22 protein-coding genes are annotated in these 25,121 nt (G+C 42.0%); 10 read left to right on the plus strand and 12 right to left on the minus strand.

Annotation, left to right across the window (positions count from 1 at the left end; all coding sequences use genetic code 11):
• Nucleotides 1–132 precede the first annotated feature (132 nt).
• The 6 genes from AC504W_RS15480 to psb34 all read right to left on the minus strand — a co-directional run bounded on the left by AC504W_RS15480 (nt 133) and on the right by psb34 (nt 4,005).
• A complete protein-coding gene (locus AC504W_RS15480; RefSeq protein ID WP_494873192.1) occupies nt 133–543 on the minus strand; it encodes a hypothetical protein in 411 nt (136 codons plus the stop codon).
• Between the two features lie 43 nt (nt 544–586).
• The gene (locus tag AC504W_RS15485) at nt 587–1,465 is read right to left on the minus strand and encodes an ABC transporter permease (RefSeq protein WP_494873193.1); all 879 of its coding nucleotides are present in this window, start codon (nt 1,463–1,465) and stop codon (nt 587–589) included.
• A 95-nt stretch (nt 1,466–1,560) separates the two neighbouring features.
• On the minus strand, nt 1,561–2,580 hold the full coding sequence (locus tag AC504W_RS15490) for an ABC transporter ATP-binding protein (RefSeq protein WP_096577744.1): 1,020 nt from the start codon (nt 2,578–2,580) through the stop codon (nt 1,561–1,563).
• A gap of 208 nt (nt 2,581–2,788) precedes the next feature.
• Nucleotides 2,789–2,977: a 30S ribosomal protein S21 gene (gene rpsU / locus AC504W_RS15495; RefSeq protein ID WP_015115835.1), complete on the minus strand. Its 189-nt coding sequence runs from the start codon at nt 2,975–2,977 to the stop codon at nt 2,789–2,791.
• A 217-nt stretch (nt 2,978–3,194) separates the two neighbouring features.
• A complete protein-coding gene (gene rbp, locus AC504W_RS15500; RefSeq protein ID WP_494873194.1) occupies nt 3,195–3,497 on the minus strand; it encodes an RNA-binding regulator in 303 nt (100 codons plus the stop codon).
• A 337-nt stretch (nt 3,498–3,834) separates the two neighbouring features.
• Nucleotides 3,835–4,005, minus strand: coding sequence for a photosystem II assembly protein Psb34 (gene psb34 / locus AC504W_RS15505; RefSeq protein WP_494873195.1), 171 nt, complete (start codon nt 4,003–4,005; stop codon nt 3,835–3,837).
• 298 nt (nt 4,006–4,303) lie between these two features.
• On the opposite strand from psb34, the gene AC504W_RS15510 reads away from it, so the two are divergent.
• Complete coding sequence (locus AC504W_RS15510) at nt 4,304–5,614, plus strand: DEAD/DEAH box helicase (RefSeq protein WP_494873196.1); 1,311 nt, start codon at nt 4,304–4,306, stop codon at nt 5,612–5,614.
• Between the two features lie 6 nt (nt 5,615–5,620).
• Here the strand turns inward: AC504W_RS15510 and AC504W_RS15515 are convergent, their stop codons facing one another.
• Nucleotides 5,621–6,022, minus strand: coding sequence for a ribosomal maturation YjgA family protein (locus tag AC504W_RS15515; protein WP_494873197.1), 402 nt, complete (start codon nt 6,020–6,022; stop codon nt 5,621–5,623).
• 379 nt (nt 6,023–6,401) lie between these two features.
• Complete coding sequence (gene ald, locus AC504W_RS15520) at nt 6,402–7,493, minus strand: alanine dehydrogenase (RefSeq protein ID WP_494873198.1); 1,092 nt, start codon at nt 7,491–7,493, stop codon at nt 6,402–6,404.
• 313 nt (nt 7,494–7,806) lie between these two features.
• On the opposite strand from ald, the gene AC504W_RS15525 reads away from it, so the two are divergent.
• The 3 genes from AC504W_RS15525 to AC504W_RS15535 all read left to right on the plus strand — a co-directional run bounded on the left by AC504W_RS15525 (nt 7,807) and on the right by AC504W_RS15535 (nt 9,697).
• Entirely contained in the window at nt 7,807–7,977 is a 171-nt protein-coding gene (locus AC504W_RS15525) for a hypothetical protein (protein ID WP_096577760.1), read from the plus strand.
• A 281-nt stretch (nt 7,978–8,258) separates the two neighbouring features.
• Nucleotides 8,259–8,552, plus strand: coding sequence for a hypothetical protein (locus AC504W_RS15530; RefSeq protein ID WP_494878658.1), 294 nt, complete (start codon nt 8,259–8,261; stop codon nt 8,550–8,552).
• 95 nt (nt 8,553–8,647) lie between these two features.
• Entirely contained in the window at nt 8,648–9,697 is a 1,050-nt protein-coding gene (locus tag AC504W_RS15535; RefSeq protein ID WP_494873199.1) for a WD40 repeat domain-containing protein, read from the plus strand.
• Between the two features lie 261 nt (nt 9,698–9,958).
• Here AC504W_RS15535 and AC504W_RS15540 read toward each other — a convergent pair.
• Nucleotides 9,959–10,836 (minus strand): IS630 family transposase gene (locus AC504W_RS15540; RefSeq protein ID WP_494873200.1). Its coding sequence is split into 2 segments (ribosomal slippage): nt 9,959–10,504 and nt 10,507–10,836, totalling 876 coding nucleotides; the frame shifts between segments, so codons are not numbered across the junction.
• Nucleotides 10,837–11,076: 240 nt separating this feature from the next.
• On the opposite strand from AC504W_RS15540, the gene AC504W_RS15545 reads away from it, so the two are divergent.
• Nucleotides 11,077–11,901, plus strand: a complete 825-nt coding sequence (locus AC504W_RS15545) for an RnfABCDGE type electron transport complex subunit D (RefSeq protein WP_494873201.1) — start codon at nt 11,077–11,079, stop codon at nt 11,899–11,901.
• A gap of 13 nt (nt 11,902–11,914) precedes the next feature.
• Nucleotides 11,915–13,288 (plus strand): DUF2330 domain-containing protein, encoded by a 1,374-nt coding sequence (locus tag AC504W_RS15550; protein WP_494873202.1) that lies wholly within the window; start codon nt 11,915–11,917, stop codon nt 13,286–13,288.
• Nucleotides 13,289–13,522: 234 nt separating this feature from the next.
• Here AC504W_RS15550 and AC504W_RS15555 read toward each other — a convergent pair whose 3' ends face one another.
• Together AC504W_RS15555 and AC504W_RS15560 are read right to left on the minus strand one after the other, a co-directional pair.
• Nucleotides 13,523–13,891 (minus strand): 2TM domain-containing protein, encoded by a 369-nt coding sequence (locus AC504W_RS15555; protein ID WP_096577772.1) that lies wholly within the window; start codon nt 13,889–13,891, stop codon nt 13,523–13,525.
• A 140-nt stretch (nt 13,892–14,031) separates the two neighbouring features.
• Nucleotides 14,032–14,520 carry a DUF4188 domain-containing protein gene (locus AC504W_RS15560; RefSeq protein WP_494873203.1) on the minus strand — a complete coding sequence of 163 codons (489 nt, stop codon included), beginning with the start codon at nt 14,518–14,520 and terminating at the stop codon, nt 14,032–14,034.
• A gap of 107 nt (nt 14,521–14,627) precedes the next feature.
• Between AC504W_RS15560 and AC504W_RS15565 the strand changes: the two genes are divergently transcribed.
• The 4 genes from AC504W_RS15565 to AC504W_RS15580 all read left to right on the plus strand — a co-directional run bounded on the left by AC504W_RS15565 (nt 14,628) and on the right by AC504W_RS15580 (nt 23,265).
• Nucleotides 14,628–15,200, plus strand: coding sequence for a PadR family transcriptional regulator (locus tag AC504W_RS15565; protein ID WP_494873204.1), 573 nt, complete (start codon nt 14,628–14,630; stop codon nt 15,198–15,200).
• Nucleotides 15,201–15,317: 117 nt separating this feature from the next.
• Nucleotides 15,318–15,968, plus strand: coding sequence for a sigma-70 family RNA polymerase sigma factor (locus tag AC504W_RS15570; RefSeq protein ID WP_494878660.1), 651 nt, complete (start codon nt 15,318–15,320; stop codon nt 15,966–15,968).
• Nucleotides 15,969–16,549: 581 nt separating this feature from the next.
• Nucleotides 16,550–22,402 carry a translocation/assembly module TamB domain-containing protein gene (locus tag AC504W_RS15575; protein ID WP_494873205.1) on the plus strand — a complete coding sequence of 1,951 codons (5,853 nt, stop codon included), beginning with the start codon at nt 16,550–16,552 and terminating at the stop codon, nt 22,400–22,402.
• A 191-nt stretch (nt 22,403–22,593) separates the two neighbouring features.
• On the plus strand, nt 22,594–23,265 hold the full coding sequence (locus AC504W_RS15580; RefSeq protein WP_494873206.1) for a cadmium resistance transporter: 672 nt from the start codon (nt 22,594–22,596) through the stop codon (nt 23,263–23,265).
• 38 nt (nt 23,266–23,303) lie between these two features.
• On the opposite strand, the gene AC504W_RS15585 is transcribed toward AC504W_RS15580, so the two are convergent.
• Entirely contained in the window at nt 23,304–24,626 is a 1,323-nt protein-coding gene (locus AC504W_RS15585; protein WP_494873207.1) for a Sll1247 family protein, read from the minus strand.
• Nucleotides 24,627–25,121: the final 495 nt, after the last annotated feature.

Raw genomic sequence — 25,121 nt, forward strand, 5'->3', positions numbered from 1 at the left:
TGGCTCAACTTTCCGCAAAATCTAAAATCCAAAATTCATTCACCTCACCTTTTGTCTTTATCTCCTTGTACTGACTGCAAAATCTAGCTTCAGTAAAGGATTTACAGACAGGGTGAGGTTTTTGAATATGATTCAGTTTTGTGGAGGGAAAATTTGCACTGGAGAAATCACACTGGGAGATGTGATGGCTGGTAAACCAGGAACTGCTTGTCCAGAAGTACCATTTGTTGGTTGATTGGGATTTTGTTTGAGTGCAGCCCGCTTGCGGTTTAATTCAGCCACCGCTGAGTTTAATTCGTCATCTTTTTGTTGAGTATTCCAGTTGAGATTACCAAGTTGGGCGCGATGAATTAGGTCAAGGGGGTTTAGTCCACCTGAGTTAGTCGAAAATGGATTGGTATTATCTAGGGAATTATCACCAGGATTGGCATCGACTGTATTAAGTTGAGCCAAACTCGGTTGGGCTGTGAGAAAAGAGGCAAAGCTAATTCCGGCTAAAGTAGCCACACAGCAGCTTTTAACTGATAAAAATGATTTTTGCATGAGATTCTTCTCTAATACGCTCCAACGACACCATGCTTTTATCTTAAGCAAGAGTCCGCCGTAATTGGGGTTGAATGCTGAATAAGGCAACAACGGCAAAGCCAAACAAAATTAATAAAGCACCACCAAAAGTAACATCACCCCAAGGTGCTTGCATGACTATACTGCCCAATCCCCAATTGTTGTGGAGATAGAGATAGCGGATAGGTTCAATTGCATAGCTAAGTGGGTTCAGTGTAGCCACAACTTGTAACCACTTGGGCATAAAAGATAAAGGCGCTAAAGCAGTGCTGGCAAATAGTAAAGGCAGGTTAGTAACAAAAATTACTGCAATTAATTCGATGTGTCCAGGTAGAGCAAAAGCTAAACCAAGAGAAATAGCAGTTACGCCCAAAGCTAAGAGAAAGACGATGAGGGCGATCGCACTCAAACCCACAGCATCTGGTAGCCCCGCCCCTAGAAAGGCTGCTGCACCAACAATTACAGCCGCTTGTAGCAAACTTTGACTAATAATAAAGATAGCGGAAGCAAAGACAATCGAAAACCGCGATGCGAGGGGTGCTACCAATAAACGATTTAAAAAGCCAAATTCCCGATCAAACATCACAGGTAATCCGGCGTTCAATGCTCCAGCAAAAGCTGTAAAAACAATTACACCAGCGGCCAAAAACTGACCGTAATTTGTCGTACTTCCAAATAAGCCCTTGGGTGCATTTTGAAATAAAGCGCCGAATAACACCAGCCACATGACAGGCTGAATGATTCCCGCTAATAAAGTTGAAGGACGGCGTTGTAATTGAATAAACAAGCGACGAGTTAAAGCCAAGGTCTCTTGGATTAATTCACCGAAAAAATTAGGTGCAGCATCAGCAGGTGAGGCTAGTTGCTGCCAATTTACATCAGATTTAGGAGTAACACTCATAATGATTTTGTCAATAATCAATGGTCAATAGTCAATGGTCAAGGATCAAAAACTCTGGACTATGGACTTTTGACCCTTGACTCTGCCAGGCAGTTCTATCTCATATTTTGCTTCTTTTCGGCTTTGGGATCACGGTTAGCCACTGCGGCCAGTTCTGCATCCATTAAGGTGCGTCCGGTGGCGGCGAGGTAGACATCATCTAAGCTAGGGCGAGATTGAGCAATGCCGAATATTGGTAAACTGGCATGATTGAGGGTTTGCTGGATGGTAATTAAGGCATCATTTTGGGGTGTGACTACCAAATTGAGGGAATTACCTTGAGCGCTGTTGATGATGATTTCTTGGACAAAAGGCAAAGCTTGTAAGAGGTCTTTGGCTTTTTCGGCTTCCTCAAGGGGGGAAAATTCCCGAATGCGTAAGGTAATGCGATCGCCTCCTACCCTATCTTTTAATTGTGAGGGTGTACCTGTGGCAATGACAATCCCACGGTCAATAATAGCGACGCGATCGGCTAGTGCGTCAATTTCTTCTAAATAATGGCTGGTAATTAATACTGTAGTTCCTGATACCCGCAGCTTCCGCAGGAAATCCCACACAACAAAACGGCTTTCGATATCAAGTCCTACCGATGGTTCGTCCAACACCAATACATCCGGTGCATGGAGTAACCCAGCCGCTAAATCGAGCCGTTTGCGTAAACCACCAGAATAAGTTCCTGTCTTTTTATCAGCGTATTCTTGCAAACTCAGTAAATCTAAAACCGTCTGAATTCGCTGTTTTGCTACTGCGCCAGGGAGGTGATAAAGCGCCGCTTGTAATTGCAGCAGTTCTCTTCCAGTCAACACTTTATCTATAGCGACTTCCTGCGCTACATAACCGAGTTTTTGCCTTGCTACTCTGGGATTGTCTAACACAGAAATTCCAGATACTTCGATTTTGCCAGCATCTGGAGTGGTGAGGGTACACAAAGCACGCAGAGTCGTAGTTTTACCTGCACCGTTGGGGCCGAGTAGACCAAATATTTCTCCTGGCTCGACTTCAAAAGAAACGTCTTTGACGGCTTCAACAGTACCGTAGCGCTTTTGCAGATTTTGAATTAAAACGGCGGGAGCCATGACAGCCAATCCCTAACTATACAATTCGCAACAAAGTCTATATATCTATTGTAGTTGAGTAGTGTTAGGTGGAGCGATCGCTGGGATACGACTCCTTGATTTTATAGATGGGATAAATGGGGGACTTTCGCTGACTGCTGGTAAATAATTATAAAGAAAACCCTCATAAACACTATGAGGGTTTTCTTTATAATATCTATGTCAATTTTTAAGTACGGAAGCGTCTCTTACCCTGCTTTTGTAAGGCAAGTTTTTTACGCTTAGATTTTTCAATAGGCGTTTCAAAGTGACGGTGCTTCCTCATATCTTGAAAAATTCCCGCCTTGGAAACTTCTCGTTTAAATCGGCGTAATGCTGACTCCAGGTGTTCATTTTCACCCACTATGATTTGGGTCATTATCTCTCCTAATTAAATTAAATTCATCAATGGACTGAGTAGGCACTAACAGTGTAAAAAAAAGATAAATTTTTTGCCTGACCGAAAAATGCACTCTTCAAATTTCTGGTTTTATAGCAATTACCAATCAAATGCGGTATATCTTCTCTAACCTAAGCGCCTCTAGTCTCTGGCCTCAATAAAATGTCACCCCATAAAATGAGCAACACTATCAAGCTTAGTAGCGATTACGTCCACCACCACCGTATCCCCCACGACCACCAGAAGAACCTCTGTCTTCTTTGGGCTTGGCTTTGTTAACTTTGAGTCCACGACCCATCCATTCAGCACCATCAAGAGCTTCGATAGCAGCAGCTTCTTCAGCTTCTGTTCCCATTTCCACAAAAGCAAAGCCACGCAGACGGCCTGTTTCCCTGTCTGTAGGTACTTGTACTCGCTTTACTGTACCATATTCAGAAAAAACGCCCGTAATATCATTTTCTGTAACATCGTAAGAGAGGTTGCCTACATAAATTGACATTGATTGTCTCCAAAATTTTTAGTGTGTAGAGATGTAAATTTCGGAGAAAACTCTGTAAATACTAAAAGGTAAAAGCCTGTCAATACTAAAAACAAAAATACTCACCGAATTAACTCTCGTTTTCTAAGATGACATAGAAGGGAATTTTCTGCATCCCGTAAACAGAAGCATTATTTAAATCTAGTATGACATATCTTGGTATCGGTGAAAGCCAAGGGAGCGCCAATTCTCTTCACAGGCGCTCACTCCAACAAAAAACCTCGGCTTTAAGTACCGAGGAAATTAAGATAAGTCTAAATGGCGATGATAAAGATAACCTAACCGAAGTTCAAAAATTTTAGCTAACGCCCAAGGCAACCAAAACTAGAGCAGTAACTAGTAGGGTAGCAACTGCACCTTGTAATTTATAACGATTTTGCGCCTCTTGGTTGGGATATTCAGCGTAGTAAATTTGGGGTTCAGTTGCGTAGTTATTCAGAAGACCGCTGTCGTTAATAGTGGTATACATAATTTTTTTTGTTTTTTGTTACTTTATGTAAATAAATTTAACTTTGTTGTTACAAATAATCAATGTAACTTGACAATAAATAATAAATACTATCCATAAACTAGGCTTATCCAGGATGACTGGAGCGTAAGTCAGAATATCTGAAGAGCATTAAAATATAGACTCGACTCTGTTAGAATGCAGAACTGCGGCATTCGCTCTCAGTCTTTGCGCTACCGCCCATACCACCCTTCAAACGCGCGTCCGCCTAAGACTGATGCCGCCAGCGGCGACAGGCCGATGTTATTTACGGAGTTCTATGTCTTTTTCTCATCTCGGCTTGTCTAATGAAATTATCCGTGCCGTCACCGAGCTAGGATACACCAAACCCACACCAATTCAGATGCAGGCAATTCCTGCGGTTTTGTCAGGGCGTGATTTGTTAGCTGGGGCGCAAACGGGGACTGGAAAAACAGCCAGCTTCACTCTGCCGCTGCTGCAAAAATTGTCGTCTGAAAAGAGCCTTAAAAGCACATCTGATGAATGCTTCCCTATCAGGGCGCTGATTCTCACTCCGACTCGTGAATTAGCCGCCCAGGTGGAGTTAAGTGTGCGTGAGTATGGCAAGTACTTAAAACTAAACACAATGGCTATGTTTGGCGGGGTCAGCATTAATCCGCAAAAAAAGCTTTTGAGGGGTCGAGTGGATATTCTGGTCGCTACTCCAGGACGACTGCTAGACCATGTGCAGCAGAGGACAGTTAACCTTGCAAATGTTGAGGTTTTAGTACTGGATGAAGCAGATCGGATGTTGGATATGGGTTTTATTCGTGATATCCGTCGCATTCTCTCGCTTCTACCAAAACAGAGACAAAATTTGTTATTCTTCGCTACCTTCTCGGACAAAATTAAGGAACTAGCTACGGGGTTGCTAGATAACCCAGAGATGATCGAGGTAACACGCCGTAACGTTACTGCTGACACTGTGACACAGAAAGTCTACAAGGTAGATCGCGATCGCAAGTGCCAATTACTGGTTCAGCTGATTCGGCAAAATAACTGGTATCAAGTGCTAGTGTTCACACGGACAAAGTATGGTGCTGACCGTTTGGTGAAGCAATTGACCCAAGAACGTATTCAAGCACTGGCTATCCACGGTAATAAAAGCCAATCGGCACGTACCCACGCTTTGGCAAAATTCAAGAACGACAGCTTACAGGTATTAGTAGCAACGGACATTGCTGCACGCGGTCTCGACATCAGCGAATTGCCTCATGTGGTCAATTTCGATTTACCCAATGTTCCAGAGGATTATGTTCATCGCATTGGTCGTACAGGTCGCGCGGGTGCATCAGGTAAAGCTGTATCGCTGGTGTGTGCCGATGAATATAATCTTTTGGCAGATATCGAAACGCTGATTAAACAACGATTGCCGTTTGAAGTGGTTAATGGCTTTGGTGCTAATTCACAAATTAAGCCCGAACCAATTTTAGATGAACGCAAGCATAGACCCAAAGGGAAAAAGCGTCTCGATCGCTCTCATACTAAACCTTTATCACAAAAATCGGATCGACGAACGGTGAAAGGTGCGAAAAAGTCTGATGAGCATCCTGACACATCACACCATTAGGCTAAATTATTTTAGTTTTGTTCCCCGAACTATTAACCGCAACCACAGCCATCCTAAGCCACTGCCAATAAAATAATAGGGAAAATCTGCCCAGGTGAAGGCAGTACCAATTAACATTCTGCCCCACCAAAATGAACGTACCCAAACCAGAAATGGTGGATGCCACAATTGTATAAACTCTACCAAAGAAGTAATGACCAATACCCATAAAGGAATTTGCCAAACGGAAGCGCGAGTGGTTGTAAATAGAAAGGCAAACAAACACCAAAATATCTGGTAAAAAATCCCGCCTACTTCTTGGTTTAACCACGAAACAGAATAGCGATAATGGCTGTATAAAAGTCCAATGGGGAGAATGAAAGCTAATGAAAGAATTGTGCGCCAGCGAATATTTCTCAGGAATTGCATAATTTAGGGTTTTCCATTAATGATTTCTCCTCATAATATTCCCCATAGTTATGCCTATACTCGCCTCTTGTTTCTACGATATTGAGTACAGCACCAAAGGCTAATCTTTGACCAAGTACCGCAATAAAGCTTCCTGTCCCAAAAGCAAAATTCCAAAATACCTTGCGTCTGGATAATTCCTAAAATTCAAACGCCACGCCCATAAAAATAAACCCACTGTATTAGAACAGTGGGTTTATGGGTGATATTAAAAGATAGGCCAAGACGTTTAATGTTGGCTTGAAATTCATCATTAAGAAATTTAGGAATAGATGCAAGATATTACTTCAAGCTTGCCAATATATTTGCTGTCTTAACCATTGATTTGACCTATGTGTAGTTAATTCACCAAATCAGGAAATACTTCTTGCACCGCAGGATGTACAAGGCGATGATTTTGGACGTTGACACCCTTGGCTAAGGATGGGTTAACATCTAGAGCTTTGATGCCTAGATTTGCTAACTGCACAACGAATGGTAATGTGCTGTTGTTGAGTGCTTGGGCTGATGTCCAAGGTACTGCACCTGGCATATTGGGAACGCCATAATGGACTACGCCTTCTTCAATGTAGACTGGATTGGTGTGAGAGGTGGCGTGTAAGGTTTCGACACAACCGCCTTGGTCAACAGCAACATCAACAATTACTGAACCAGGCTGCATCTGTTTTACCAATTCGCGGGGTACCAAAATTGGCGCTCTGCGTCCCAAGACTAAAACAGCACCGATGAGTAAGTCAGCTTCTTTAACAGCAGTTTCTATGTGGGCAGAGTTACTGTAAAGTAATTCAACTCTCGAACCGAACAAAGTTTCTAAATAAGATAAGCGCTCTACATTTACATCTAAAATCTGCACTGTCGCACCCATCCCCACAGCAATTTTCGCTGCTTCTGTGCCGACTACACCGCCACCTAAAATTACAACTTTGCCTGGCTTAACACCGGGAACACCACCTAAAAGTACTCCTCTACCGCCTTGCTGACGTTCTAAAAATCTCGCGCCAAACTGCACTGATAGGCGACCTGCTATGACACTCATGGGTGTGAGTAGAGGTAGTCTGTTAGGGCCTGGTTGTTCTACGGTTTCGTAGGCGATCGCACAAGTGCCACAATCAATTAAATGTTCGGTTAATTTGCGATCGGCTGCTAAATGCAAATATGTAAACAATATTTGCCCTTTTTGCAAAAATTTATATTCGCTTGATAACGGCTCTTTGACTTTAACTACTAATTCTCGATTCCAAGCTGTTTCTGCGGAAGAGACAATTTCTGCACCAGCACTGATGTAATCTGCATCCGTAAAACCAGCACCATTACCTGCTTGTGTCTGGACAAAAATCTTATGCCCATTTTCGTGCAGCACTCGCACACTAGATGGGCTTAAACCTACTCGAAACTCTTGGTCTTTCGTTTCTTTGGGAACGCCAATTTCCATATAACGCCTCTGATGAATTTTTGGTTTAATTTAGCCTGCCAGTCTCAGACTGACACTTCCGTATTAGATATAGCTATCTACAACCTTAGTTTTCCCTTTCACGGTAACAAAGCTGAAAACTCTTACCCTTGACTATTGTCATAGTTGACTACAATATATAAAGAATAATTACAAATTGTTAAACGAGCCTTAGCACAGCTACATTTGAGAAGCTGCTGCTAGAGTTCTTAAGCTCTCTGGCTCAAATCTTACAAAAGTGACGATTTAAGATTTTACTCTCAAGTCCCGTTTGCCGAACAGAGGTTTTTTGAACATGACACAACCACAACCAACAGTTACCCCTAAACTAGAAGACCCCAAATTTGGCTTTAATGAATATGCCGAACGTCTCAATGGTCGGGCGGCGATGATTGGCTTCGGCTTAATGGTGGTAATTGAATACGTGACCAATCAAGGTGTGCTATCTTGGCTCGGTCTCAAGTAGTGCCATCACAAAGCAAAAGCTTTCTAGTTGTAAGCTAGTAAGTAGACAGGTTTAACCAGCTGGCATGTTCAGCTGGTTAAAACTTTATCAAGAGAACTATCTTGCAGGATTTGCTGTCTATAACTTTGTAGGGTGGCAAATATGCAGGAAAGCTAATTGTTACACTTCCTCACCTACTGATCAAAATTATAATATTTAGATGTGTTTTTGATAAAAGACATCTGGTGGTGAGGTATTCTCGGTAAACTTACACAAAGGTGATTTGGATAAACCAAGCTGTGATGAATGCTGCATTACCTCGTTTTTTGAAATCAGCCTACAGAAAAGAGCCAATTATCAGTATCTTGATAACGATAGGCATTGTAGATGCTGTGATTGGTGGATTTGATGATAGTTGGTCATTGTTAGCCGTTGGGTTAGGAACAGCAGGTATCAGTCTCGCCTTTAAGTTGTGGCGAATGCAGCAGCATCGCCCCATACCAGAGGAACCTGTGGTGCAACATTACTTACCCTCGCGCTCATCTAGTCCGACTCTACCGATACTGACTGTGGCGAAGAAAAAGCCACCTCGTTAAGAAGTGCTGAGTCTGAAATGTTGAGTCACAATTGGGAAATAAATTGACTTAACTTTTTAAACAGTGAGGAAAAACTTGTGAGGAGTGAGGGAAAAATGGGGAGTGGCTCTGGGCTACGCCCATATATTGTTTTGGCATTTATGGCAGCATTGACTCTGCCAGTAACTATTTGGCAAAGTTTTGAGATTCATACTGCTCATGCCGCGATCGCACAAATACCAGATTCCCAAGCTCCCACTAATTTTGTCAATCCTCAGCTAATTTATAGCTTGGTGGGACACGCCGGAACTGTTAAATCTCTAGCTTTTAGTCCAGATGGGAAAATTCTCGCCAGTGGTGGCGCAGAAAATGATGGTACAATTCGCTTGTGGAACCCTTTAACGGGTAAAAGGTTGGCGAATAGTAAAGCACATAAAACATCTGTAGAATCTTTGGTGATTGCCCCAGATGGTCAAACTCTAGTTAGTTGTAGTACCGACAACACAATTAATCTTTGGAATCTGAAAAATAATAAATTTCGTCGTTCTTTTGTCGGACACACCAGCAATGTCTTATCTTTAGCTGTATCTCCTGATAGTAAAGTCCTAGTAAGTGGTGCTTTAGACGGAATTCGGGTGTGGGATTTGTTACAACAACGCCCGTTGACAACACTAATCAAAGTTAGTGACTCAATTTATACAGTAGCAATCAGTCCAGATGGACAGACTGTCGCTAGTGGCGATAATCAAGGTAAAATCAAGCTTTGGGACTTGCAGACCGGAAAATTAATTAGAGCATTTTCGGCACATTCTCAAGCAGTGAATGCTGTAGCTTTTACACCAGATGGTACAACTTTAATCAGTGCGAGCCGCGATCGCACCATCAAACTTTGGAATATCCAATCAAAGAGCTTAGTCCGTATCCTCAAAGGACATAATAACTGGGTAAATGCGATCGCCATCAACCCCAATGGCCAAACCCTAGCTAGTGCTGGTAGAGATGGGATTAAACTGTGGGATTTAACTACAGGCGAGTTATTAAATACACTTTATGGACATAGTGATTGGGTGAGTGCGATCGCTTTTAGTCCTGATGGAAGACTTTTAGCCAGCGGCGGTTTTGACGGCAGAGTGAATATTTGGGGAAATATACGACCAAAAAAGTAAAGTGATGTGCTGCTGAGTTTTTCAGACCCCTCTCCAAACCTCTCCCCGCAGCGGGGAGAGGCTTTGATTCTTGCTCCCCGTCCGGTTTAAGAGAAAGTTGCACACAGCGTTAATTAAAAACTATAAGCTATTCAGCACCTAATTTGCAGTTTAGACCGCAGAGGGGCAGAGGGGCAGGGGAGCTGAGGAGAAGGTATGAGTCTTTTATTCACAATTTCAATAGTCCAACTTGTAGGCGTAATATAGCTGTAGCCAACTTCGTTAGGACGCTGCTTGTTTGAGAACAGTTTCCATTGCATCACGTAAATTATTAGAATGAGGTAATAGCTTGCGAACCTTACTCTTCAAAGTTGCCCAACACTTTTCAATACGATTGAGGTCTGGCGAATAGGGTGGCAGATAGATTAACTGACAGCCTGCGGCTTCAATTAATTGAGCAATCCTACCGCCCCGATGAAACGTGGCATTATCTACAATCACCCACTGGCCTGAACATAACACCGGAATCAAGCAATTTTCTAACCAAGTCTCAAACACGGTACGGTTACAAGCCCCCTCGACAGTAAATGGCGCAATCACTTTTCCTTGTCGATACCCAGCAATCATATTAATGCGACCCTGCCGTCTACCTGATTTGAGGTCATAGAATCGCTCCCCTATTGGGGAGTATCCGTAGCCGTAGTTGTCGCGTTCATCCATGCCAGACTCATCAACATATACTAGATGCGATGCTTTCGGATTTTCCAGTTGTGCTAAGAACGCTGCCCGTTTGGCTTCGTCTCGTTGACTATATCCGTAAGTTTTTTTTTACGCGAATTTCCTATCTTTCCTAACGCTCTGGAAATCGTGCGCTGGCTAATCTCTCCCTCCCATACCTGTGCCATCTCAGTCTGAGTTTTATCCCCATGCTCTTTAACAAAGGTGCGAAACTTCTCCCAATCACCGATTTTGCCATTGTGCGGCGATACTTTCCTCTGTTTAGGCTTGACATCACCTGTTTCGGCTTTGCGTTGAAACCACAAGTTAATTGTGTTGCGACTGATATTGAACAGAAGGCTTGCCTCGCACTTTTTGAGACCATCTAATTCAATCGCTTGCATAACTTTTCGCCGGAAATCATCACTATAAGCTTTTGCCATTGGGATGAGGTAGATGCAATGCTAACTCTTATAGTTTACGTCCTAATCTTTCTGGCTATGGCTATAGCTTACAAACAATCAAGGGTTTGGGAAAAGTGTAAGGTATGGGGGCGCAAAAACCCATACACCCAGCCTCAACAGCTGCTTGTTTGTAACAAAATCTGTAACAGCAATGGTATTTGAGCTTTTACTCGACTAGATTGGGGAAAAATCTCCGGGTAATCCCTGAATATAGGGGTAATGTTGCTGAAAGATATACGGGACTATCAAATTCTATTTCTGGGTTCATTTCTGGCCTTGGGAATTGGCACAAGAGACTGGACACTGCGACCAGAGATGATTGCTGTGGCGATCGCATCTTGTTTATCAACGCAGTGGATATTGTCATTGGTCAATGGTCAAGAGGAAAAACAAATAAATCTGCGTAGTGCTTTGATTACTTCGCTAGGACTGAGTTTGCTCTTGCGGGCTGACCATTGGACAACAATGCTGTTAGCAGCAGTTAGTGCGATCGCCAGTAAATTTTTCTTGAAAGTTGGCGATAAACATTTCTTCAATCCTGCCAATTTTGGCATCATCACCGTCTTGACTCTTACTTCCGATGCTTGGGTATCACCAGGACAATGGGGTGAAGAGTGGTGGTATGGCATATTATTTGCCGGAACTGGTGGATTGATTCTGCAACGCATTGGTCGTTGGGATACCACAGTAGCTTTTTTAGGTTCCTACTCGCTGCTAGAAGCCATCCGCAACTTCTATCTAGGTTGGACTTGGGATGTATATTGGCATCGGTTAATGAGTGGGTCTTTACTGCTGTTTGCTTTATTTATGGTGACAGATCCACGCTCAATTCCCAACGCCAAAATTGGGCGTGTGATTTGGGCTATCTGCATCGCCAGCTTAACTTTTATTCTGCGAAATAATTTCTTCATCTCCACCGCCGTATTTTGGTCATTGTTTGCCCTTGCACCGTTGACCATCCTTTTAGATTGGCTGTGGTCATCTCCCAGATTCTCTTGGCTAGAAGTCACGGAAGAAGATAAAACTCAAAACTCAGCATTTTAAAAAGAGGTATAAAATGAAGCGATTTAGACTGATAATTTCATCATTAATCACAGTGTTAGCTGTGCTGTGTTTTGCCCCGACAGCCTGGGCATTTTGTGGCTTTTATGTCGCCAAAGCCGATAGTAAATTATATAACCAAGCATCTCAGGTAGTGTTAGCGCGGGATGGCGATCGCACTGTTTTAACTATGGCTAATGACTTTCAAGGTGCAGTCAAAGATTTTGCAATGGTTGTACCTGTGCCAACCGTCTTAAAAAAAGAGCAAGTCCGGATTGCTCCACCCAAAATTGTCGAGCGTTTAGATGCTTTTAGCGCACCACGCTTAGTAGAATACTTCGACTCTGATCCTTGCACTGAATATGACCGAGTACTTAACGAAGCCGTACCCTCACCAGCAGCCAGAGCAGCAGGAGCCGCCAGAGGTAGTGCGAGTGATTTAGGCGTAACCGTCGAAGCACGTTTCAATGTTGGTGAATACGACATTGTGATTTTGAGTGCTAAAGAATCGGGCGGACTAGAAACTTGGCTCAATCGTAACGGTTACAAAATTCCCAGAGGCGCGAAACAGCTACTTAAACCATACATTCGCTCTGGGATGAAATTCTTTGTGGCGAAAGTCAACCTCGATAAATTTGAGCAATCTGGCTATCAGTTCCTGCGTCCCCTACAAATTTCCTACCAATCACCCAAGTTCATGCTGCCCATTCGTTTAGGTATGATTAATGCCAACGCAGCCCAGGATTTGATTGTCTATGTCCTCTCGCCCAAAGGGCAAGCAGAAATCACTAACTACCGCACCGTGAAAGTTCCCTCTGATGCCAATATTCCTGTGTTTGTTAAAAATGAATTTAGTGATTTCTACAAGTCCATGTTTCAAACTGCATATCTCAAAGAAGACAGAAAGGTAGCTTTCTTAGAATACGCTTGGGATATGAGTAGTTGTGACCCTTGTTCAGCCGAACCGTTGAACCAAGAAGAACTTAAGCAAGCAGGTGTATTTTGGCTAGATAACAATTCCAGCGACGATGTGCCAGTACCCTCAAATTTCCGTCGTCCGTCGTTTTCTAGTAGCAACGTATTTATTACCCGATTGCATATTCGCTACACCCGTGACAAATTCCCAGAAGACCCAATATTTCAAGCCACCTCTAACCAAGAATCTTTTCAAGGCAGATACATTCTACAGCATCCCTTTACAGGCGACCTCAAATGTCAAGCTGGTAGAGAATACAAGCGGTCTTTACCCAAGCGGTTTGAACAAGAAGCCCAAACTTTGGCAAAACTCACTAATTGGAAGATCCAAGACATTCGCCAAAAAATGAAGTTGAGTCTGGGTGATTTGAATTATTCTTGGTGGGAAAATTTCATGTCCTGGCTGGGAATGTAGTTAAGCAAGGCTAGTTATCAGGGTGTAAGGTTTTGAACACTACACCCTCACACCCCTAAACCCCTGACTAAAATTATTAATTAATCGTTGCACTGCTTAAAAAGTAAAAAGTAAAAAGATAATCCCCATAAATAAATTTAGGGGCTTCTCTGAAGAGAAGCCGCGCGAACAAACCATTTTTCTTTTTCTTTCTTTTGCCTTTTAACTTTTTACTTTTGCCTTGTTCGGTAAGTCCTATTGTTGTAGGTAAACACTGGCAGCATGGAGAGCAAGACCCAACCCCCAACCTAGTAGAGGGTAAATTGCCCAGAAGTAACCAGGACTAACTACCAAATTCAACACAATTAAAAAGAGATTAACCACAAGAAAGCTAATCAAATGTGGCTTGATTTTTTGTAGGCGGTGAGAGTTAGATGCTTGCCGCCGTTTCATAATTTCTTTCTCCTGTTGCCATTGTTGTTGTGCGGTTTGTAAGCTGACAAATGAAATACCCAGTTCTGCGGCCATTTCTTGTAACTGCTGTTCGGAAAAATCTTCTTGTTGTTTATCAGCCATTGCTCGCTGAAGAATCTGCTGCACATCTTCTGGGCGAAAGGAAGTCATAGATTTATGCTCCTAGATTCCATGTTGGATTGTGACAGAGTTACCAAAAATATTTTTTTGGCTTCCATCTCTCGCCATCATTGTGCAAATTAAAGTAGAGTTTTGTGCTTTCAGAACTTTTTCAGGATATTTCACGGGAATTAATTGATGACTCTTTGCACTCTTGCTCTAGCTGTATCAGTCCGCTTGGTGATGGGAACGAGTTTGGTTGCTGCGGCTAAACCAAAAGCTGGCATATTGCCATAAATTGCTTTGTGATGTCCGGGTTCGATGATGTAAGTTTCGTGCCAAATCCCGACAGTGCCATCATTGCCAACAGCTTTGTTAAAACGTTGCCAAGCAGGTAAATGCAGATCAGAAGGATTACGAGCAAAGTGTTCTAAATCTTCTAGCGATCGCCAGTATGACAGCATCAACGTCGATATTGGAGACAAATTAAAGAAATGTTCTCCACCCAAAAAGCCTTTTTCGGGATGCTCACGTAAGGTTTTCAGCATCGGAGCCATTGCTTGAGCCACAGGTAGCCACTTGGAAAAAGACCAAAATTGGTTAACACGCATCCCAATCAAGAAAACCACAAATGGTGTGTCTATTTCAGCCGTGAAGCGTCCTGACATCACTTTTGTCATGATTAGATTCTCCTTATAAACTTGTTTATTCAACTAACAGATTATTCACATAGTTGAATATAATTAGCATGATATATTCAACTATGTGAATATGTCAATAAAAAACTATGGCTTTAGCCCATGCAATTTTGTCAGTATTGATAGATAGCCCGTGTAGCGGCTATGACTTGGCTAAAAGGTTTGATCAATCTGTAGAAGGTTCAGTAGGATTTTTTTGGGAAGCCAGCTTTCAGCAGATTTATCGCGAATTAAGTCGCCTCGAAGAAAAAGGCTGGCTGCAAGCGGAAAAAGTTTTACAAGAAAACCGCCCAGATAAAAAAATTTACTCAGTCACAGACTTAGGCAAACAGGAATTATGTGATTGGATTGCGGAAGCTGAAACAGCAACATCATTTAAAAATGATTTACTTGTCAAGCTATATGCTGGTTATTTAGTGAAGCGTGAAACTATCCTGACAAAGCTAGAAACCCATCGGCGTGAACATCAGCAAAGACTAGTTATTTATCAAGAAATTGAGCAAAAGTTCTTTCTCCAACCCCAAGAGTTACCAGATGATTGGAAATTTAAATATGTCACCCTCAGATGTGGAATTCAGTCGGAGAACGCCTGGTTAGCTTGGTGTGACGAAATGATTACTTTTTTAAGCAGTCCTGCTCACAAAATTGATTTGAAGTGCTAAATAAATCGGGAATCTTCTAGTCAAGAAGATTGTCTATCCATAACATAGGGTTAATATTTGGGGTGTCATTGTAAGCAATACTTAAAATATTCTTGCTATTTTTTCGTCAAAATTGCCATCATGGAACTCGATGAAGAGTTACGCAACTTAGTTACTCAAGCCTGCGGCTATCCTCCAGGAAATCCGCAGCGTCAGAAGCTGCTGACCCAAATCATCCGTTTAACTTCAGACAGACTTTGGCGGGAAAGTACTATCTATTATCAAGATGCCTTGCAACAAACTTGGTTGTATTTCTGTCGAAATATTTGTGATGGTTTAACTGGTCAGACCTATGACCCTACTTATGGTACTGTGGTCACTTGGTTAAATGCTTATCTCAAACGCAGACTCCAAGACTTTTACCTCAACCATCATCGAGAACAAGCCTTAACGGTTCCTCTACAAGTACGCCAGTCTTGGTCAAGTGGAAATACAGAAACTATTGATTTTACCGACAACCTCCAGGCGACACCCCAAGTCCCGCCAATTCTCGAAAATGTGGAAACATGGGCTAAGACTGATGCAGATGGAGAATTATGCAGTATTCACATTAAAGGTCGCCCAGATGTGACTTGTCAGGTCTTGATTCTCAAACGCTTACCGCCAGAAGTTAGCTGGAAAGAACTATCAGAGGAATTTAAATTACCTATTCCTACTTTGAGTAGCTTTTATCAGCGTCAATGTCTGCCACGCTTGCGAAAATTTGCGGAATCAGAAGGTATTTTATGAAGGTATCAGATTGTAGATGAGTTAAGGTTTGTTGGCGTTAGTGTTAGTGACCTTAGCAGCGTCACCTTTCTTGTGATACCGCAGGTGTTCCCTATATATACTTGGCTGACTCTATTAGATATTACTTTGCAAGTCTTTACTTCATCTTTATGAATCGCTAAAAATATAGTATAAATAGTATCAGGCATTATTTGAGATTTTTCCGTTTATCTGTAAAAAAATTAAGTTTACTACCGTAAAATTGCTTAAATCAATGAATTATATATTACCTATAAACATTAGGCTTTGAGATAGAATCATTAGTTGTGGGTCAGATAATTTTGATTGGCTGGCATTTTGCAACTCCCTTTATATGTAGATTCCCGCACACTTGAACTTGATTTATTCATCAAAGTTTCCAGATAGCACAAAATTTAATTGAATATTCCCCCAACTCCCCTGAACAACATGAGTTGACCAAGGTCATGCAAATTTCCAGGTCTAAAATTGGTTTGGCTCCTGGGATTTGGCATAGTGAACAAAATATGCTGTTAGTGCCAGTAACGTTCCCCCTAGGTTCAGCAAGTATAGAGTGAAACCAGATGACTAACTCTCGCCATCAAGAACGTCAATCCAAATCCCGCACCCGTGTGCGTATGTGGTTGTTGATTTTAAGTCGTGGTTGCATTCCCTTGTTAGGAATCTTGTTAGTAGGAATTATTTTGGGCATTTGGCGGTTACAAAGTTTTGTCCAAAAAGAGTTAGCGCCGTTAGCAGAACAAAGCCTTACCAATACCATTAACCGTCCGGTGAAATTGGGAAAAGTGACCAATTTTTCCCTGACAGGTGTGCAGTTTGGGGCTTCGGAAATTCCGGCAACGCCTACAGACCCAGATAAAGCAGCCGTAGAGACTGTAGAAGTAGGTTTTAATCCGTGGCAATTAGTTTTTAATCGTCAACTCAAGCTTGATGTCACCTTAGTTAATGCCGATGTCTACATTGAACAAGACGAGCAAGGACGTTGGGTTAGCACTACCATTGCGCCACCAGGTAAAAGCGGATTAATTAAAACTGATTTAGATAATCTGCGGCTACGCAATGGCAAGGTAATATTACTAGCTCATAAAAGTGTTGGCAGAGTCACATCACCTGTAACATTTGCCCAACTTAACGGTTCTGCCCAACTGGTGGAAAATAACCAACTGGTGAAGTTTGATGTGGCGGGACAGGCAGAAACGGGTGGGAATGTAGCAATTCAAGGACAGGCGCGGACGAAAACTTTAGTTGCTGATCTTCAGTTGCAAGGAAAAGATTTACTCGCCGCTACTGTGACTAATTTGGTGAAGTTACCGCTGAACTTACAAGCAGGCAGAGTCAATGGAGACTTGCAAATTAAACTAGCACCAGAGCAAACTCCTTTGTTATATGGCAGTGCAGATTTACAAAAAGTCACACTGCAAATTCCCCGCGTACCTCAACTGTTAAGCAATACAGAAGGAGACATTTACTTTAAAGGTACAGAAATACGGCTTGATAATCTCAATACTAACTACGGCAAAATTCCCTTAGTTGCTAACGGCATTATTGATAGTAAAGCCGGCTATCAACTCACAGGGCGGATCAAAACAGTGAGTGTTGCCAATGCCCAAACAACACTCAAGCTGAAACTACCTGTACCTGTAGCTGGGCAACTCAAAGCAGATTTACAAATCACAGGTAAAGCCACCAACCCAATTCTTTCGGGTGCTGTGGCCACAATTAACACTGCCCGGATTGATAAAGTTAATTTTAAAAGTATTACGAGTAAGTTTGAATTTTCACCGAATGCAGCCTTATTAACTTTGAGAGATATTCAAGGTGCAACCACTGTGGGAGGTGAAATCACAGGAGGTGGCCAAATCGCTGTTGGCAAAACTCCAAGACTGAATTTGAATTTTGCTGCTAAGAATATTGGTGGAGATGCGATCGCTAAAATCTACAACTCCAGCCCAACTTTCCAAATCGGCAGAGTCGCCGCCACAGCCCAAGTCACTGGCGCTCCCTCCAATGTCAAAACCACCGTACAGTGGCAAGTACCCCAAGCCACATACCCCGGTAGGGGTGAAACTATTATCACCAGCGATCGCACCGTCTATTTCCAAAATGTCGCCCTGAGAGTTGGTCGTGGCGTAGTGCGGGCAGTAGGTAGATATGCGAATGAACGTTGGCAAGCAGACGTTACAGGTGATGGCGTACAGTTAGAACCTTTTGTTAACAAAAATCAACTGCAAAATATTTCCTTAGATGGGGCAGAATTTAACGGGCGGTTGATTTTGGCTGGTACTAGTGGGCCATTTCAAATCGCCTCGATTCGCACTCAAGGCGCAGCAGTGCAGATTGCGGGTGGGGCGATCGCCATTTCCAATGTCCAACTCCAAAACCAAAACTTTGCGGCGCAATTAGTCGCCAATAATGTGCGGCTAGGACGTATTCTCAAACAAGCTCCCTCGGCTTTGCAAGGGCGCTTGGCAGGAACATTCCAAATCGCCGGCAATCGAGATAACCTCAGCCTGAAAACTATTCGGGGTACTGGCACAGCTAATCTCAGTGTTGCAGATGGTATAGTTACAGCCACAAACATTCAACTGGCGAAGGGAATCTATCAAGCTCAGTTGGTCGCCAATAATCTGGCTGTACAGCAACTCACGCCTAATACACAACAACTTCGCGGTAGATTAGCTGGTCAGTTTAATGTAGCGGGTTCGGTGGAATCCTTCAAACCGCAAAGTATTCAAGCTAATGGTCAAGCCAAGTTAACTGTTGCAGGTGGGACAATTACCGCCACAAATATCAAAGTCAATAACGGTCGTTATCAAGCGCAAATTCAGGCTAATAACGTGCCAGTCCAACGTTTGACCAAAGTCCCGCCCCAATTTCAAGGAGATTTAACAGGTCAATTAAATGTTGCTGGTTCAGTGACATCCTTCCAACCGCAAACCATCCAAGCTAGTGGTCAAGGAAAGTTGACTATTGCCGGAGGGACAATCACCGCCGCAAATATCCAAGTAAATAACGGTCGTTATCAAACGCAAATTCAAGCGAGTAATGTACCGTTGCAAAAGTTGGTCGCAGTCCCGCCACAATTTCAAGGTGCATTAACAGGTCAATTAAATGTTGCTGGTTCTGTTGCATCCTTCCAACCACAAACTATTCAAGCTAGTGGTCAAGGAAAGTTGAATATTGCTGGGGGGACAATTACCGCCACCAATATTCAAGTAAATAACGGTCGTTATCAAGCCTTAGTCGATGCCGCTGGTGTGCAGTTAACAAAATTAAATCAGCAGTTGCGGGGTCAATTGGGGGGCAGATTACAAGTAGCTGGGGCGTTGGGTTCTGCCACATTAGCGAATGTGAATGCCTCTGGTAACGTGCAGTTATCCCAAGGCTTGCCGGGTTTAGAACGGCCATTAACAGCAGCGATCGCTTGGAATGGTGAGAAACTAGCGATTAATCAACTCACCGCCCCTGGTTTAAATGTGACTGGTGACATCACCGCCAACGCCAACAAAGCCGGGATACCAGAAATTACGGCTTTAAATTTGAATGTCCAAGCCCAAGACTATAATTTGCAACAGTTACCGATTAATTTGCCGAATCAGGTAGCTGTGAAAGGCAAGGTAGATTTTAACGGTAGAGTTACAGGGAAGTTACCATTACCCAACGTCAACGGCAAAATTGCCTTACGTGACTTGGTTGTCCAGAACATTGCTTTTGAGCCATTGTTAACGGGTAGTATTGATTCAGCCCAAGGGCGCGGCCTGAACTTAGATTTGATTGGCAACCGCGATCGCATTGCCCTAAATTTAGATGGCAATAATCGCCCCCAATCCTTTTTAGTGCAGTGGCAAGATGCTGTAGCTAAAGGTCAATTTCAAGGCAATAATATCGCCTTGAATGTGCAGAACTTCCCCCTACAAATTTTGAATGTTTCTGTACCGCCAGCCCTGCGTTTAGGAACTGGGAAGGTAGCGGGGCTAATTAGTGGAGATTTGCAAGTAAATCCCCAAACATTCTTAGCCAATGGTAATTTAGCGATCGCCCAACCGAAAATCGGACGTATCCAAGGCGACCAGTTAACCGCGCAATTCAACTATGCCAATGGCAAAGCCACTCTTACCAGTAGTAAATTTGTCAAAGGTAGCAGCATTTACGCCTTTGCAGGGAGTTTCGGTCAAACTCCGAGAGGGCCACAACTCCAAGGCAAACTCAACGTTAGCCAAGGTAAAATCCAAGATGTCTTAGCCGCAGCCCAGATATTTGAAATCCAAGACTTTCAACGAGGCATATCAGAACCAGCTTATGGTACAGCCGCCGATTTAACTACCTACGCACGGGGTTTACCCAATCAACCTTTATTCGATCAACTGCGACGCTTGTACGAAATTGACGCAGAATTAGCCCAACAGCAACAACAACGGCGTGACTCTAATTACTTACCAGAACTAGCAGACTTACAAGGAACATTCAACGGGGAAGTAGCTTTAGATACCGCCACAGCCAACGGACTATCGGTGCAATTTAATATTAACGGGCAGAACTTTACCTGGGGGAAAAAAGGTGAAAGCGAGCGATTCTACAATGCTAAACAGATTATTGCCCAAGGTAGCTTTGAAAATGGTGTGTTGCAGTTCCGTCCGCTACGTGTTGAGTTAGACAATGGTCTCTTAGCTTTTACCGGAAACATCGGCGGTAAAGACCAATCAGGCCAGTTGCGCGTTACTAATTTTCCCATCGCTTTAATTAATAACTTTGTCAAACTCCCAGTGGATATCACAGGTAATCTCAACGCCTCAGCAGCTTTAGCAGGCGGTATCACCAATCCCCAAGCCCAAGGCGAATTAGAAATTACCAACGGAACCCTCAATCAAAAGCCTGTAGAATCAGCTACCGCCAGCTTTAGCTATATCAATGGCCGTTTGAACTTTGGTAGTAATGTTTCCGTGGCTGGCCCAGAACCAGTTAACATTACTGGCAGCATACCCTATCAGTTGCCCTTCGCCACTACTGCACCCGCCAGCAATGAAATTAGTTTAGATGTGAAAGTTAGAAATGAAGGATTAGCCCTGTTAAATTTACTGACTGATCAGATAGCCTTTGAGAAAGGTGAAGGGGAAATTGACCTAAGAGTAAGTGGAACTAGACAGCGTCCAGAGTTAACAGGAATTGCCTCTGTCAAAGATGCAACTTTTGCAGCCCAAGCTTTACCCGGTAAAATCAGACGGGTGACAGGTAAGATTAATTTCAATTTTGACCGCATTGTAGTAGAAAGTCTGCAAGGCAGATTTAGTCGAGGTCAAGTAGTGGCTGCTGGTGAACTTCCTGTATTTAATAATGGGGAAGCGTCAAATAATCCCCTCACGGTTAATCTTGAGCAATTAAATTTAAATCTCAAAGGATTGTATAAAGGCGGCGCTAGTGGAAATTTACAAATTATTGGTTCAGCCTTAAATCCACTGATTGGTGGTCAAATTCGTCTGTATGATGGTCAGGTTTTATTAGCAGAATCAACCAATACTAATCAATCTACAACTAGCGATGCTGTCAAAGCTAACAAGCAAGATAAAACTGAGGCGAGAAATAATCCCAATACAGCCAGATTAAATAATCTGCAATTAACATTAGGTAACAATATCCAAATTACCCGTCCCCCGATTCTCAGTTTTCTCGCTACAGGTAATCTGACAGTTAATGGGGCTTTATCTTCTCCTATACCCGATGGTACAATCCGTCTCCAAAAGGGTGGAGTGAATTTATTTACCACCCAATTTAACTTGGCTCGCGGCTATAAAAATACAGCGACATTTAGATCTGATCAACCGCGTGATCCCATCCTAGATGTGCAGCTATTTGCTAAGGTACTGGATGCAGTCCAAACTTCCGAGTTCTCTAGAACAAGTAGCGTAGGTGGATTGGGTTCTTTAGAAAGTGTGCGAGTTGAAGCGAGAGTCCAAGGGCCTGCGAGTAAACTCAACGAAAATCTCGAACTCACCAGCAGTCCTTCACGCAGTCAAACCGAAATTGTCGCGTTGTTAGGCGGGGGATTTGTCGATACTCAAGGGCGTGCTGATAGTACATTAGGCTTAATTAATATTGCCGGTTCAGCAGTCTTTAATAATTTTCAGACAACATTTAACCAAATTGCTAATGCTTTTGGTTTAAGTGAGTTTCGCATATTTCCAACTGTGATTTCTGATAATCCCGAAGCTGGGAGAAGCAGTTCTACATTAGAATTAGCGGCAGAAGCTGGTGTTGATATTTCCACAAAGTTTTCTATTTCCAGCATTAAAATTTTAACTGCCAATGATCCCTTTCAATGGGGGATAAATTACCGTATTAATGATGAATTGCGGGTACGGGCTTCTACTAATTTAGAAGATGATAGTCGCGCTGTAATTGAGTATCAGACCAGGTTTTAGATGAATTGACATATCATCTGTTAATTTCCTCAAGTTCATAATCTTTTTTTATCGATTTAACAAAAAAGAATATTTGCTCCTATTTAGTTGTTAGCCCTAATATTTATGACATACGCGGCTAAGGTACCTAGCTAAAACAATACAATCAATTCTCCAGGTTTTGGAGTGTTACATTACCTTACGCAACAATCATGAATTGGCTAACTAGTACAATAATTATCGGCATCTCTGCTGCTTTTGCCACTACTTTTGACGACAATTTATATTTGACAGCTTTTTTTGGTAAAGTTAACCGTCATTTTCGTCCGCAAAATATTATTCTTGGTGAGTTTTTAGGGTTTACAGTATTAATATTTGCTAGTCTTCCTGGTTTTTTAGGTGGTTTAATTTTACCCACAGCTTGGATTGGCTTACTAGGATTTTTACCTATAGCTATTGGGATTAATCATCTATTAACGCGAGAACAAGCGGAAGAAGCAGTACAAGCTGTATCTGTTGATTTCTCTGCTTCTTCAACCAAGCGCCAAAAACAATCTATCTGGAAAACTCTGCGCGACCGTCAAACTTATCGTGTTTCTGCTGTCACCATTGCAAATGGAGGAAATAACATTGGAATTTACGTACCACTGTTTGCTAGTAGCAATCTCCCCAGCTTAGGCGTAATTCTCTGTGTCTGCTATTTAACTGTGGGAATGTGGTGTTTTCTTTCTTACAATTTAACGCGTAATCCTCTGTTAGCTCCTATGCTGACTCGCTATGGTCGCAAAGTCTTTCCTTTAGTATTAATCTACTTGGGATGTTCGATTCTCATTAAAAGCGAATCTTATCAGCTTTTCCCGGCGATCGCTATGTTTTCCCACTAAATACAGCAAAGTGCTGAATCAAAAGCACTTTCACTGGTTTATTTATAGATGTTTTCCCTTAATTGTGAAAAAACATGATAAGTTTCTATCTTTGATTTTCCTTGGGAATTCTGCCGATTTTTTGGCACTTTAATCAAGTTATATTCAATGTTCTCAGCGTAGATGGCAAAAGTAATATTAAATATTTCCAGAAAATTAATTACCCATTTACATTCATCTTGTGGTAATTTTTCGTAATAGCGAATTAAATGGGCAATTCTAATTTCTAAATGACTGCGGGAATTTTGACAAATTAAGATAATTTTGAGTAATATAATCACCAAGGTTAATGGATGACCTTGAGATAGCAATAAAGTAAATAGATGTGAAGGCTCTCGACCATTTTCTGTAGTCAGACAATCAATCAGACGATTACAGCTTCTCAGAAACAAATTTTTATCTAAAATTTCTTCATCACACTCTGTTTTCCAGTTAGATAAATTTTCTGTTAGCTGGCGATTTATAGTTTTGACAAAACCTATGTTTTTAACCGAAAAAAACAAGTACTTACGGATGCTTTCTTTAAATCCTTTAAAGGTTTGACCCTGAGTTTGTTTAATAAATATATGGGCTAGATTTTCATAACTAAATGCACCTTTTTTCACGATAATCATTTTGATTAAACGCAAAACGTTATCGCCCAAAATGCTAGGATTTACATAACGGCTATTACTGGAAGCAGCAGACTGAGAACGAGCAATATACATTGCTAATTCAAACTTGAAGTTGTCTTTCATTTGCTGAGAAAGCTGTTGGGCTGCTTCTTGTTGCTCTTTGGGGTTATTAGCATCAAGAGATTGAGCAACTAGTAAATAAGCTGCATAACGATTAGCCCAATGAACTTTGCTCTTATGATCGTGTCTATTAGCAAAGAGTTTTAATTCTTGATAGTCGTCACTTTTAACAAAATTTTCTAGCCAGCTTTTATAAATATGTAAACTGGTATAACTGCTTTTTTTGCAGCATGTATCATAATTAACCAATAAGTTAATTAATTCTTGAATATATTCATATTCTCTTTTAGATGCCCAGTTATTGACGATGATATAGCAACAGCGTTTGATAGTATTGCGAAATTCCTGCTCATGATTAGCTAACAGGAGTTTACGAATGATGGGTACAGTATTTAAACTGCCTGATTCGAGAAAATCGAAAAATAGTCTTTTAAATTCTCGCAAGACCTCTTCTGGGGGCTTTTGATTAACAATTTCCATGAAGAAGCCATATACTTTTTCTTGCCCAAGTTGGAGATTTAATGGCTGAAGATGGGGTTTGATAAAATTTGGATCTTCTAAATCCGTAAATAAGCTATGAGTGGTCATGGAAGTTCTCAAGACCAATGAAGTGTATGAATCTATTATTTATTAGATTAACTTTGTCAGCCACCAGTAGCAATCAAGTTTTCAAAGATAAAGTAATTTTTTGAATGAGTTTTGATGAATTTACTGAAGTCTTCTTCAAGATTCAATTTAAAAAACTAAATTTTTCAGGAGAATTACGGAAACAAGGCTGAAGCAGCGAGATGACGAATCAAGGGTTTAGACGGAAATTTTACGAAGAAAAGGTGAAATACCAGAACTGGAGATAGGGCTTTTGGGTGTAGGACAGGGGAGTTAATTTTATAGCTCGTTTAAATTAAGTGCGATCGCCATCCTGCAATTGATTTTCAAATTGTATATATACAGTTAAGCCTGCTTAGATATATCTAAGCAGGCTTTATTTAACTTGATTTTTTCAGTGGGGGTGGAGGGACTTGAACCCTCACGACCGTTTAAGGTCAACGGATTTTCATTCTCTTGCAGCTTTCACTACTACCT

The organism is Nostoc sp. C96, assembly GCF_059384975.1.

Coding starts and splice junctions, on each gene's coding strand:
- AC504W_RS15480 (WP_494873192.1), bottom strand. CDS start 543: ATGCAAAAATCATTTTTATCAGTTAAAAGCTGCTGTGTGGCTACTTTA.
- AC504W_RS15485 (WP_494873193.1), bottom strand. CDS start 1,465: ATGAGTGTTACTCCTAAATCTGATGTAAATTGGCAGCAACTAGCCTCA.
- AC504W_RS15490 (WP_096577744.1), bottom strand. CDS start 2,580: ATGGCTCCCGCCGTTTTAATTCAAAATCTGCAAAAGCGCTACGGTACT.
- rpsU (WP_015115835.1), bottom strand. CDS start 2,977: ATGACCCAAATCATAGTGGGTGAAAATGAACACCTGGAGTCAGCATTA.
- rbp (WP_494873194.1), bottom strand. CDS start 3,497: ATGTCAATTTATGTAGGCAACCTCTCTTACGATGTTACAGAAAATGAT.
- psb34 (WP_494873195.1), bottom strand. CDS start 4,005: ATGTATACCACTATTAACGACAGCGGTCTTCTGAATAACTACGCAACT.
- AC504W_RS15510 (WP_494873196.1), top strand. CDS start 4,304: ATGTCTTTTTCTCATCTCGGCTTGTCTAATGAAATTATCCGTGCCGTC.
- AC504W_RS15515 (WP_494873197.1), bottom strand. CDS start 6,022: ATGCAATTCCTGAGAAATATTCGCTGGCGCACAATTCTTTCATTAGCT.
- ald (WP_494873198.1), bottom strand. CDS start 7,493: ATGGAAATTGGCGTTCCCAAAGAAACGAAAGACCAAGAGTTTCGAGTA.
- AC504W_RS15525 (WP_096577760.1), top strand. CDS start 7,807: ATGACACAACCACAACCAACAGTTACCCCTAAACTAGAAGACCCCAAA.
- AC504W_RS15530 (WP_494878658.1), top strand. CDS start 8,259: ATGAATGCTGCATTACCTCGTTTTTTGAAATCAGCCTACAGAAAAGAG.
- AC504W_RS15535 (WP_494873199.1), top strand. CDS start 8,648: ATGGGGAGTGGCTCTGGGCTACGCCCATATATTGTTTTGGCATTTATG.
- AC504W_RS15545 (WP_494873201.1), top strand. CDS start 11,077: ATGTTGCTGAAAGATATACGGGACTATCAAATTCTATTTCTGGGTTCA.
- AC504W_RS15550 (WP_494873202.1), top strand. CDS start 11,915: ATGAAGCGATTTAGACTGATAATTTCATCATTAATCACAGTGTTAGCT.
- AC504W_RS15555 (WP_096577772.1), bottom strand. CDS start 13,891: ATGACTTCCTTTCGCCCAGAAGATGTGCAGCAGATTCTTCAGCGAGCA.
- AC504W_RS15560 (WP_494873203.1), bottom strand. CDS start 14,520: ATGACAAAAGTGATGTCAGGACGCTTCACGGCTGAAATAGACACACCA.
- AC504W_RS15565 (WP_494873204.1), top strand. CDS start 14,628: ATGGCTTTAGCCCATGCAATTTTGTCAGTATTGATAGATAGCCCGTGT.
- AC504W_RS15575 (WP_494873205.1), top strand. CDS start 16,550: ATGACTAACTCTCGCCATCAAGAACGTCAATCCAAATCCCGCACCCGT.
- AC504W_RS15580 (WP_494873206.1), top strand. CDS start 22,594: ATGAATTGGCTAACTAGTACAATAATTATCGGCATCTCTGCTGCTTTT.
- AC504W_RS15585 (WP_494873207.1), bottom strand. CDS start 24,626: ATGACCACTCATAGCTTATTTACGGATTTAGAAGATCCAAATTTTATC.